The 11,845-nt window shown below is 47.3% G+C and carries 10 protein-coding genes; all 10 read left to right on the forward strand.

The window, feature by feature from the left end; genetic code table 11:
* Positions 1–39: 39 nt before the first annotated feature.
* Complete coding sequence (locus tag BAMF_RS25730) at positions 40–435, forward strand: DUF5365 family protein (protein ID WP_013351638.1); 396 nt, start codon at positions 40–42, stop codon at positions 433–435.
* 131 nt (positions 436–566) lie between these two features.
* Positions 567–989 (forward strand): CBS domain-containing protein, encoded by a 423-nt coding sequence (locus BAMF_RS25735; RefSeq protein WP_013351639.1) that lies wholly within the window; start codon positions 567–569, stop codon positions 987–989.
* Positions 990–1,117: 128 nt separating this feature from the next.
* Positions 1,118–1,807: an HAD family hydrolase gene (locus tag BAMF_RS25740; protein WP_013351640.1), complete on the forward strand. Its 690-nt coding sequence runs from the start codon at positions 1,118–1,120 to the stop codon at positions 1,805–1,807.
* Positions 1,800–3,338 (forward strand): bifunctional GNAT family N-acetyltransferase/carbon-nitrogen hydrolase family protein, encoded by a 1,539-nt coding sequence (locus BAMF_RS25745; protein ID WP_013351641.1) that lies wholly within the window; start codon positions 1,800–1,802, stop codon positions 3,336–3,338. The genes BAMF_RS25740 and BAMF_RS25745 overlap by 8 nt, the downstream gene beginning before the upstream one ends.
* A 240-nt stretch (positions 3,339–3,578) precedes the next feature.
* Complete coding sequence (locus tag BAMF_RS25750; RefSeq protein WP_127721182.1) at positions 3,579–4,931, forward strand: aspartate aminotransferase family protein; 1,353 nt, start codon at positions 3,579–3,581, stop codon at positions 4,929–4,931.
* 16 nt (positions 4,932–4,947) lie between these two features.
* A complete protein-coding gene (locus BAMF_RS25755; RefSeq protein WP_013351643.1) occupies positions 4,948–5,523 on the forward strand; it encodes a glycerol-3-phosphate responsive antiterminator in 576 nt (191 codons plus the stop codon).
* Positions 5,524–5,696: 173 nt separating this feature from the next.
* The gene (locus BAMF_RS25760) at positions 5,697–6,524 is read left to right on the forward strand and encodes an MIP/aquaporin family protein (RefSeq protein ID WP_014469958.1); all 828 of its coding nucleotides are present in this window, start codon (positions 5,697–5,699) and stop codon (positions 6,522–6,524) included.
* A gap of 16 nt (positions 6,525–6,540) precedes the next feature.
* Entirely contained in the window at positions 6,541–8,031 is a 1,491-nt protein-coding gene (gene glpK / locus BAMF_RS25765) for a glycerol kinase GlpK (RefSeq protein WP_013351645.1), read from the forward strand.
* Positions 8,032–8,168: 137 nt separating this feature from the next.
* Positions 8,169–9,836 (forward strand): glycerol-3-phosphate dehydrogenase, encoded by a 1,668-nt coding sequence (gene glpD, locus BAMF_RS25770; protein WP_013351646.1) that lies wholly within the window; start codon positions 8,169–8,171, stop codon positions 9,834–9,836.
* Between the two features lie 132 nt (positions 9,837–9,968).
* Positions 9,969–11,711, forward strand: coding sequence for a phospho-sugar mutase (locus BAMF_RS25775; RefSeq protein WP_013351647.1), 1,743 nt, complete (start codon positions 9,969–9,971; stop codon positions 11,709–11,711).
* Positions 11,712–11,845 lie beyond the last annotated feature (134 nt).

Below are 11,845 nucleotides of genomic sequence, written 5' to 3' on the forward strand. Positions count from 1 at the left end.
TTTTCTATGCTATTCTTGATAAAGATTAAGGATATTCACATGGCAAGAAAGGTGATTGATGTGAGAATTGTGAACGCAGCGACTGACGGACAAGAAAGCGTAATACAAGAGCTTTCCTCTGAATTGTTCCAAAATGTCTTTCCTCTTTATTTCCCCGAACTGGAAATTCAGCGCTTTAAAAAAAGGGGCGTATTATCTTTACAAAACCAACTTTACCAAGGAACTTTAAAGGAAGCGTTTCAAATTATGGCTTGTCTGCAAACGGTACATAGCATGCTGTCAAAGCAGCACCGGGTATATGATGCGAAAGAACGGGCGCTGTTTAATAAAAATTGCGCTTTGCTGAATGATTGCGGGATGAATTTTCCGTTTACTTATGATGATTTTCAGACAGGGGCCGGATCAGAAGCCTGCGGTTACAGAAGGCTGATCTGACGGATGAAAAGAGCCTTTTTACAGGCTCTTTTTTTGCTTCTTTGACATGATACCACAATTTCTTTCCTCTAACTCCCTTTATAATGAGACAAACCCCCGAGCATAATAAATGTCGAAAGGGGTGCTTTACAATGAGTTCAATCAAACAATCAATGACTACCCACGTAGCTACCGTTTCTCCTAACCAAACGATTCAGGAAGCGGCTGCGCTGATGCATCAGCATAATGTCGGAGCGATTCCCGTCGTTGACGGAGGAGAGTTAAAAGGAATGCTGACAGACCGTGATATCGCATTGAGAACAACGGCTCAAGGCCGTGACGGCCAAACACCTGTTTCACACGTGATGTCTTCTAAAGTGGTATCCGGAAATCCGGAGATGAGTCTTGAAGAGGCGTCACAGCTGATGGCCCAACACCAAATCCGCCGCCTTCCCATTGTCGATCAAAATCATCTGGTCGGGATCGTTGCGCTTGGAGACTTAGCGGTCGATCAGCGTTCAAATGAGTCTGCGGGAGCAGCTCTTTCTAATATTTCCAGCCAAAACACACAGTAACGGATGAAGAGAGCTTGCACTGAATGCAGGCTCTTCTTTCCGTCCGAATGTTACTTTTTGAACGCGAAAGACATTCAAGGTATAGTGTATACATAAGTCAGTACGATTAGCTAAAGGAGCTGTAAACAGTGATAAAAGCATTAATCTTTGATTTTGACGGGTTAATTTTAGATACAGAAACCCACGAATATGAAGTGCTGCAGGAAATGTTTGAAGAACACGGATCGACATTGCCTTTATCCGTCTGGGGAAAGGTGATCGGAACGGCTGCGGGGTTTAAGCCGTTCGCCTATTTAGAGGAGCAGCTGGGAAGAAAGCTTGATCATGACGAACTGACGGCGATCAGGCGCGCGCGCTTCGAACAGCGGATGAAGACGGAAACGGCGCGTCCCGGGGTTGAGGCTTATTTAGCCGCGGCAAAAGAATTAGGATTGAAGGTGGGGCTCGCTTCAAGCTCAGATTTCAAATGGGTATCGGGCCATCTGAAGGAATTAGGTCTGTTTGATGAATTTGAAGTGATTCAGACCGCTGACGACGTAGAGGAAGTGAAACCGAATCCGGAGCTTTATCTGAAAGCGGCGGAACATTTAGGCGTTGAACCGTCTGAATGCCTTGCCTTTGAGGATTCCGTCAACGGCTCAATCGCCGCCAAACGCGCCGGCATGAAATGTGTCATCGTGCCGAATAAGGTAACGGGCGCTCTGTTGTTTGAAGAGTACGATCACAGACTGGAATCAATGGCGGAAATGGAACTTGAATTACTTTTACAGCGATTGAACAATCAAAACGAACCGGCAGGGGGAAACAGCATTGTCTGAGAAACTTGATCTGACCCGTTTTGAAAAGAAAATGGTCATACGGAATATGGAAGAAAAAGATATCAACAAAATTATTGAGCTGCAAAAAGATTGTTTCCCGGGGATGGAGCCTTGGGAGCCTGAGCATTTAATCAGCCACCTCGCGCATTTTCCGGAAGGTCAGTTTTGCGCGGAGTATGAAGGGGAAATTATCGGTTCATGCTCCAGCCTGATCATCAATTTCGATGAATATGATGACCGCCACACATGGCAGGACATTACAGACGATGGTTATATCACGAACCACAACCCGGACGGGCTGAACTTGTACGGGATTGAAGTGATGGTCCATCCGGCATACAGACGGATGAAGATCGGACATCGGCTGTATGAAGCGAGAAAAGATCTGGCGAGACGATTGAATCTGAAAAGCATCATTATCGGCGGACGGATTCCGAATTACCATAAGTATGCGGAAGAAATGACGGCGAGAGCCTATGTTGAACAGGTGACGCGCCATCAGATTTATGATCCGGTGCTTTCCTTCCAGCTGATGAACGGATTTACGCTTATGCGGATCAATCCGAATTATCTTCCGGATGACACCGCGTCCATTAAATATGCGACATTAATGGAATGGAACAATGTCGATTACCTGCCGCAGTCGAAGCGCTATTACAAATCGGCATTTCCGGTGCGCATTTGCGTCATTCAATATGAAATGAAAAAGATTTATTCCTTCGAGGAATTTGCCAATCAAGTTGAATATTATGTGGACGTGGCTTCCGATGCGCGATCTGATTTCGCGGTGTTCCCAGAGATTTTCACGACGCAGCTGATGTCTTTCCTTGAGGAGCGTTCTCCGAGTCTGGCTATTCAGAGGATTACCGAATATACCGAGGACTATATCAGCCTCTTTACAGACCTCGCGGTGAAATACAATGTCAACATTATCGGCGGTTCCCACTTTGTTGAAGAAGAGGGGAAAATTTATAACATCGCCTACTTATTCAGACGTGACGGCACGATTGAAAAACAATATAAGCTTCACATTACGCCGAATGAACGGAAATGGTGGGGCATCAGCGCCGGAGACAGGGTGCGCGTATTTGATACGGACTGCGGAAAGATCGCCATTCAGATCTGCTACGATATCGAGTTTCCGGAGCTTGCGAGAATTGCCGCGGATCAAGGGGCGAAAATTATCTTTACGCCGTTCTGTACTGAAGACCGCCAAGGCTACTTGCGCGTAAGGTACTGCTCTCAGGCGAGGGCGGTTGAAAATCAGATTTACACCGTCATCTCAGGCACGGTCGGAAACCTGCCGCAAACAGAAAATATGGATATTCAGTACGCGCAGTCAGCCATTTTTGCTCCGTCTGATTTTGAATTCGCCAGAGACGGAATCGTCGGTGAAACGAATCCGAATATCGAAATGGTCGTTATCGGGGACGTCGACCTTGAAATTTTAAGAAGGCAGCGTGAAAACGGAACCGTGCGCCAGCTGAAAGACCGGCGCAAAGACATTTACCGGATTACGCATCTTAAATAAAGAAAGCCCGCTCCGCTTAGGGGCGGGTTTTTTTATAAAAACACTTGCACCGTACCCCGTTTCGGGATATGCTCTTGTAGCCCTTTCGCTTTCTGGGAGAAAGCGTTTTTTATTTGCCGCCGCTTTGTTGACTCGCCCGCGCTGCGCCTTTATATTCTTATTAAGAGGAAAACTTCACCAAGAAAATCGGCGTCAGAAGCCGTGCAGCTTTCGATACAGTGCAATGATATTGAAAGGGAGATGAGCGGTGTGGAACATGTACAAAAAAATCAGTCACTCAAACAAAAGGATAAAGAGCTGATTTGGCACGCGATGAAAGGGGCGGAGCCGGATGACAGCATAATCGTCCAAAAAGGGGAAGGCGCCTGGGTTACGGATATTGACGGCAGGCGGTATTTGGACGGCATGTCAGGACTGTGGTGCGTCAATATCGGATACGGGAGAAAGGAACTTGCCGATGCGGCCTACAGCCAATTGAAAGAGCTTCCTTATTATCCGCTGACCCAAAGCCATAAACCCGCGATTGAACTTGCGGAAAAACTGAATGAATGGCTCGGCGGCGATTATGTAATCTTCTTTTCCAACAGCGGATCGGAAGCAAATGAAACCGCGTTCAAAATTGCCCGCCAATACCACATTGAAAACGGCGATCACAGCCGCTTCAAATTCATCTCCCGATACAGAGGCTATCACGGCAATACGATGGGGGCGCTCGTCGCTACCGGCCAGGCGCAGAGAAAATATAAATATGAGCCGCTCTCACAAGGATTTTTGCATGCAGCGCCGCCTGATCTCTATCGGAATCCCGCCGATGCTGACACTTTGGAAAGCGCACATGAAATCGACCGGATCATGACGTGGGAGTTAAGCGAAACGATTGCCGGTGTTATTATGGAACCGATTATTACAGGCGGTGGGATACTGATGCCTCCGGACGGGTATATGGCGAAGGTAGAGGAAATTTGCCGCCGCCACGGCGCGCTGCTGATCAGTGATGAAGTCATTTGCGGTTTCGGCCGCACGGGAGAGCCGTTCGGATTTCAGCATTACGGCGTCTCGCCGGACATCGTCACAATGGCAAAAGGCATCACGAGCGCTTACCTGCCGCTGTCGGCGACGGCAGTGAAACGGGAGATTTTTGAGAAATACTCGGGCGGTGAGCCGTACGGCCGCTTCCGGCACGTGAATACATTCGGAGGCAATCCGGCAGCCTGCGCTCTCGCTTTGAAAAACCTGCAATTGATGGAGGACGAAAATCTGATCGCCCGTTCCCGGGAGCTTGGGGAAAGGCTGCTCCGGGAGCTTCAGCCGCTCAGAGAACATCCCGCGGTCGGAGATATACGCGGAAAGGGCCTTCTCACAGGCATCGAGCTTGTAAAGGACAAAATCACCAGGGAACCCGCTGATGCCGCCGCTGTGCAGCACGTCATCACCTCGTGTAAGAAAAAAGGCCTGCTTGTCGGGAAAAATGGCGATACTGTTGCGGGATATAATAATGTCATTCAGCTGTCACCGCCTTTTTGCCTGACTGACGAAGAGCTTTCTTTCATCATTTCGACCGTCAAGGAAAGCGTGCTGAGCATTGATTTTTAATGTAAAGGAGTAAAACATGAGTTTTCACAACCAGCAGATTTTACCGGCTATCCGGAACATGAAGCAATTCGATGCATTTTTAGAAAGTCTGTTCTTATACGGCGTCATTTTAGATATTCACCTCGGTCAATTAAAAGGTGTCGTGAATGAAGCGAAAAAACACGGAAAACACCTGATGATTCACGTCGATTTAATTCACGGCATTAAACATGATGAATACGGTGCGGAGTTCATTTGTCAGGACATCCGGCCTGCCGGCATCATTTCAACGAGATCCGCGGTCATCGCCAAAGCGAAACAAAAGAAAATATATGCGATCCAGCGTCTGTTTCTCTTGGATACAAGCGCCGTGGAAAAGAGTATGGAATTCGTCGGTAAGCATAAGCCCGACTTTATCGAGGTTCTCCCGGGCATCGTTCCGACTTTAATCCGGGAAATTAAAGAGATGACGGGGATACCGATTTTTGCCGGCGGCTTTATCCGCACGGAGCAGGACGTTGAAAACGCCCTGCAGGCAGGGGCTACGGCCGTGACGACTTCAGACACCGATTTATGGGCTAAATATGAACATTCTATGACAAAAAAAGATTGACACCGCTTACACCCGTTGTTACAATAGACCTAGGTTAATACTATGTGATGGAGACCCGGAGACCCACAACAGCTCTTTACGAAAGGCAATAAAGCGTAAAGCGGTTTGTTGTGGGTTTTTTATTCTCTATAACTCTGTCAAACCTGCTATTTTGTCATTTAGGAGGAATGATGATGACAGCATTTTGGGGAGAAGTAATCGGTACAATGCTGCTTATTATTTTCGGCGGCGGCGTTTGTGCGGGAGTCAACTTAAAGAAATCGCTTTCATACCAATCCGGATGGATTGTTGTTGTATTTGGCTGGGGGCTGGGCGTAGCCATGGCGGCATATGCTGTCGGCGGCATCAGCGGCGCTCACTTGAATCCGGCTTTAACGATAGGCCTTGCGCTTGAAGGCAGTTTTCCTTGGAAAGACGTCCCTGTTTATATTGCGGGACAGATGATCGGAGCCATTATCGGTGCGGTTATTGTGTACCTTCATTATCTGCCCCATTGGAAGGCGACGGATGATCCGGCCGCTAAACTGGGCGTTTTCTCAACCGGACCGAGTATTCCTCATACATTTGGGAATATGATAAGTGAAGTCATTGGTACATTTGTGCTTGTGCTCGGCATTTTGGCAATCGGAGCGAATGAATTTACAAAAGGGCTGAACCCGCTGATTGTCGGATTTCTCATCGTTGCCATCGGAATTTCTCTTGGAGGAACGACCGGGTATGCGATCAACCCTGCGCGGGATTTGGGGCCTAGAATCGCGCACGCCTTTCTGCCGATTCCGAAAAAAGGGCCGTCAAATTGGAGATATGCCTGGATTCCCGTTCTCGGTCCGATCATGGGCGGTGCGTTCGGCGGCGTATTTTACAATGCCGCGTTTAAAGGGAATGTGACACCTAGCTTTTGGTTTGTAAGCGTTATAATGGTTATCGTGCTTTTCATACTCTATATTTACACCAAAAAATCTCAATCACAGAAAACATTATCAAATTCTAAATATATTTAAAAAGGAGAGCGGCATCATGGAGACCTATATTTTATCAATTGACCAAGGCACAACAAGCTCAAGAGCGATTCTTTTTAATAAAGAAGGAAAAATCGTGCATTCCGCTCAAAAGGAATTCACACAGCATTTCCCTCAGCCGGGCTGGGTGGAGCACAATGCGAACGAAATCTGGGGAACGGTGCTCGCTGTTATCGCGACTGTTATCTCCGAGTCCGGGATCAGCGCTGATCAAATTGCCGGAATCGGCATCACGAACCAAAGGGAAACGACGGTCGTATGGGATAAAGACACCGGAAAGCCGATATACAATGCGATTGTATGGCAGTCCAGACAAACATCCGGCATTTGCGAAGAGCTTCGTGAAAAAGGATACAGTGATACATTCAGACAAAAAACGGGGCTTCTGATCGACCCTTATTTCTCAGGAACAAAAGTCAAATGGATTCTTGACAATGTAGAAGGCGCCCGGGAAAAAGCGGAAAACGGAAATCTTCTGTTCGGAACGATTGATTCATGGCTCATCTGGAAAATGTCCGGAGGCGCGGCACACGTAACGGATTATTCCAATGCCTCAAGAACGCTGATGTTTAATATTCATGAATTAAAATGGGATGATGAACTGCTTGATATTTTAGGCGTGCCGAAATCCATGCTGCCTGAAGTGAAACCGTCTTCTCATGTATACGCGAAAACGGTTGATTATCATTTCTTCGGTAAAAATATTCCGATTGCGGGGGCGGCAGGAGATCAGCAGTCAGCGCTGTTCGGTCAGGCGTGCTTTGAAGAAGGCATGGGGAAAAACACATACGGCACAGGCTGCTTTATGCTCATGAATACCGGTGAAAAAGCCATTACTTCAGAGCACGGCCTGCTGACGACAATTGCCTGGGGATTAGACGGAAAAGTTGAGTATGCGCTGGAAGGAAGCATCTTTGTCGCTGGTTCTGCCATCCAATGGCTGAGAGACGGCATGCGGATGTTCCAGGATTCGAAAGAAAGCGAGACATACGCAGAGCGTGTGGATTCCACTGACGGTGTTTATGTCGTGCCTGCTTTTGTCGGATTAGGCACACCGTACTGGGATAGTGACGTGCGCGGCTCAGTCTTCGGCCTGACACGCGGAACGACGAAGGAGCATTTTATCCGTGCTACGATTGAATCGCTCGCATATCAGACGAAAGATGTTCTTGACGCCATGGAGGCTGATTCAGGCATCTCTTTGAAAACATTGCGTGTAGACGGCGGAGCGGTAAAAAATAATTTCCTTATGCAGTTCCAAAGCGACTTGCTTGATGTTCCGGTCGAACGTCCGCAAATTAATGAAACGACGGCGCTCGGTGCCGCATATTTAGCCGGAATTGCTGTCGGCTACTGGAAGGACAGCGCTGAAATCGCTGATCAATGGAATCTGGATAAGCAATTCAAACCGGATATGGAAGATGAAAAACGCGAAGAATTGTACAGTGGCTGGAAAAAAGCAGTAAATGCAGCTATGGCTTTTAAATAAGATAAAATTGTGGTATACTGAAAACAAGTTAATAGGAACGGTCCTGAGATGAGGAGAGACCACAGCACCAAAGTGATGACAGCGCTTTGGCTGTTGTGGTCTCTTTTTCTATACCGTGACAACAAGGAGGAAACGTAATGATGAATCACCAATTTTCAAGTTTGGAACGGGATCATATGCTGGAAGACATGACTAAAAAAACATACGATCTGTTTATTATAGGCGGAGGTATTACAGGTGCCGGTACGGCGCTTGACGCTGCTTCAAGAGGAATGAAAGTCGCTTTGAGCGAAATGCAGGATTTTGCGGCTGGCACATCAAGCCGATCTACAAAGCTTGTCCACGGCGGCTTGCGTTATCTGAAACAATTTGAAGTCAAAATGGTCGCTGAAGTCGGTAAGGAACGTGCCATTGTATATGAAAACGGCCCGCACGTGACGACGCCGGAATGGATGCTGCTTCCGTTCCATAAAGGAGGCACATTCGGTTCATTCTCTACTTCCATCGGTCTGCGTGTGTATGACTATTTAGCAGGGGTGAAAAAAGCAGAGCGCAGAAGCATGCTGTCTGCAAAAGAAACACTGCAGAAAGAGCCGCTTGTCAAAAAAGACGGCTTAAAAGGCGGAGGCTACTATGTAGAGTACCGGACGGACGATGCGAGACTGACGATTGAAGTCATGAAAGAAGCCGTTAAATTCGGTGCAGAGCCTGTCAACTATTCTAAAGTGAAAGAGTTGCTGTATGAAAAAGGAAAAGTTGTCGGCGTTTTAGTTGAAGATTTGCTGTCAGGCAAGGAATACAAAATTTATGCCAAAAAAATCGTCAATGCGACAGGTCCGTGGGTTGACCAGCTGAGAGAAAAAGACCACAGCAAAAACGGTAAGCATCTCCAGCATACAAAAGGGGTCCATCTTGTATTCGACCAATCCGTATTCCCGCTTAAGCAGGCAGTGTACTTTGACACGCCGGACGGCCGGATGGTGTTCGCCATTCCGCGTGAAGGAAAAACATATGTAGGTACGACAGATACGGTTTACAAACAAAAACTTGAGCATCCGCGCATGACTGTGCAGGATCGTGATTATGTCGTCAGCTCTATCAATTATATGTTCCCGGAACTGAATATTACGGCTGACGATATTGAATCAAGCTGGGCCGGCCTCAGACCGCTCATTCACGAAGAAGGAAAAGATCCGTCTGAGATCTCCCGTAAAGATGAAATCTGGACATCTCAATCCGGCCTGATTACAATCGCCGGAGGAAAACTGACGGGTTATAGAAAAATGGCTGAGCACATTGTCGATCTTGTCCGCGACCGTTTAAAAGAAGAAGGCGGCCAGGACTTCGGCGGCTGTAAAACGAAGACGATGCCGATTTCCGGAGGACATGTCGGCGGCTCTAAAAACTTCGAGTCATTTGTGGAAGCAAAGACAAAAGACGGCTTGAAAATCGGTTTATCACAGGAAACTGCTAAGCAGTTAGCCATCAGATACGGCTCTAACGTTGATAATGTCTTCAACCGCATTGAAGGTCTGAAAGACGAAGCGGCAAAACGCCAGATCCCGGTTCACATTTTGGCGGAAGCGGCTTACAGCATTGAAGAAGAGATGGCTGCGACACCTGCTGATTTCTTCGTCCGCAGAACGGGCAGACTGTTCTTCGACATCAAATGGGTGAAAACGTATAAAACGGCTGTGATTGATTACATGAGCGACCGATTCCAATGGGATGATGAAACGAAAGCGAAACACACCGAGTGGTTAAACACGCTGCTGCATGATGCGGTTGTTCCGCTCGAACAATAATAATCGGAGGGCTGTGCCGAAAAGGCATAAGCCCTTCTTTTTACATAAAGCGTTGAGTTAAGTTATCAAGTGACACGGACAGCCGCTTCATATTAAAATATGGTCATAAGCTGAAATTATAGGAGGACGAACATGAGTTGGAGTAAGAGTTACGAACGCTGGAATCAGGCCGAACATTTAGATTCAGAATTGAAAAAATTATTGGCGGCCGCAGAAGGAAACGAGCAGCTGCTGGAAGACTTTTTCTACAAAAATCTGGAGTTCGGAACAGGAGGCATGAGAGGAGAAATCGGACCGGGCACAAACAGAATGAACATTTACACGGTCCGCAAAGCATCCGCCGGACTCGCGGCGTATATCGCCAAACATGGCGAGGACGCGAAAAAAAGAGGCGTTGCGATCGCGTACGACTCCCGTCATAAATCCCCTGAGTTTGCGATGGAAGCTGCCAAAACCCTTGCTTCCCAAGGCATTCAAACATACGTATTTGATGAGCTCCGCCCGACGCCTGAGCTGTCTTTTGCGGTGAGAAAGCTGAACGCTTATGCGGGTATCGTCGTGACGGCCAGCCATAACCCGCCTGAATATAACGGATATAAAGTGTATGGCGATGACGGCGCACAGCTGCCGCCGAAAGAAGCGGACATCGTCATTGCTGAAGTGAATGCCATAGAAAATGAATTAACGATTCAAGTTGAAGATGAACAGGCGCTGAAGGAAAAAGGTTTAATTAAGATTATCGGTGAAGAAATTGATAAATCATATACTGAAAAACTGACTTCCATCTCCGTTCATCCTGAGCTTTCAGAAGAAGTGGACGTCAGCGTCGTGTTCACTCCGCTGCACGGCACGGCGAATAAACCGGTACGCCGGGGTCTTGAAGCACTCGGTTACAAAAACGTCACTGTCGTAAAGGAACAAGAGCTTCCGGACTCGGATTTTTCAACCGTCAAATCGCCAAACCCTGAAGAGCACGCGGCATTCGAATATGCCATTAAGCTCGGAGAAGAACAAAATGCCGATATTCTCGTTGCTACGGACCCGGATGCCGACCGTCTCGGCATTGCCGTGAAAAACAGTGAAGGCAAGTATACGGTGCTGACGGGGAACCAGACAGGGGCGCTTTTATTGCACTATCTGCTTTCCGAGAAGAAAAAACAAGGGTCCCTTCCGGAAAACGGCGTTGTCATGAAAACGATTGTCACAAGCGAATTGGGCCGCGCCGTCGCTTCATCGTTCGGATTAGATACGGTCGACACGTTAACAGGCTTCAAATTTATCGGTGAAAAGATCAAAGAATATGAAAAATCCGGCCAATACACATTCCAGTTCGGGTATGAAGAAAGCTACGGCTACTTAATCGGAGATTTCGCCCGTGACAAAGATGCAATCCAGGCTGCGCTGTTAGCCGTCGAAGTATGCGCTTTTTATAAAAAGCAGGGCATGTCGCTTTATGACGCGCTGCTCTCCATCTTTAAAGAATACGGATATTATCGTGAAGGCTTGAAGTCATTGACGTTAAAAGGAAAACAGGGAGCCGAACAGATTTCCGCTATCCTGACTTCATTCCGAAATGATCCGCCAAAGCAAATGGCCGGAAAACAAATTACGCAAGCTGAGGATTATTCAACAGGAAAACGGACTGTATTTGCCGGTCATCGGGAAGAGGATATTGATCTTCCGAAGTCAAACGTCCTGAAATATTTCCTTGAAGACGGCTCTTGGTTCTGCCTTCGTCCATCAGGAACGGAGCCGAAAGTGAAGTTCTATTTCGCAGTGAAAGGCACTTCTTTACAAGACAGCGAACAGCGTCTTGCAGCATTATCTGACGCCGTCATGAAAACGGTGGACAGCATAGTGGAAAAAACGAAATAAACTACAAACCGCCGGAAGCGACATCCGGCGGTTTTTTTACGCCTCATCCGAAAGTATGAGAAAAAATCATGCTGAAAACAAAGGAATATACAGATGAGAATTGATATAATATGGATAATTCTGATTGGCCGGAG

It is taken from the genome of Bacillus amyloliquefaciens DSM 7 = ATCC 23350 (genome assembly GCF_000196735.1).
Lineage (GTDB): Bacteria > Bacillota > Bacilli > Bacillales > Bacillaceae > Bacillus > Bacillus amyloliquefaciens.

Coding starts and splice junctions, on each gene's coding strand:
- BAMF_RS25760 (WP_014469958.1), top strand. CDS start 5,697: ATGACAGCATTTTGGGGAGAAGTAATCGGTACAATGCTGCTTATTATT.
- BAMF_RS25750 (WP_127721182.1), top strand. CDS start 3,579: ATGAGCGGTGTGGAACATGTACAAAAAAATCAGTCACTCAAACAAAAG.
- BAMF_RS25730 (WP_013351638.1), top strand. CDS start 40: ATGGCAAGAAAGGTGATTGATGTGAGAATTGTGAACGCAGCGACTGAC.
- glpD (WP_013351646.1), top strand. CDS start 8,169: ATGATGAATCACCAATTTTCAAGTTTGGAACGGGATCATATGCTGGAA.
- glpK (WP_013351645.1), top strand. CDS start 6,541: ATGGAGACCTATATTTTATCAATTGACCAAGGCACAACAAGCTCAAGA.
- BAMF_RS25755 (WP_013351643.1), top strand. CDS start 4,948: ATGAGTTTTCACAACCAGCAGATTTTACCGGCTATCCGGAACATGAAG.
- BAMF_RS25735 (WP_013351639.1), top strand. CDS start 567: ATGAGTTCAATCAAACAATCAATGACTACCCACGTAGCTACCGTTTCT.
- BAMF_RS25775 (WP_013351647.1), top strand. CDS start 9,969: ATGAGTTGGAGTAAGAGTTACGAACGCTGGAATCAGGCCGAACATTTA.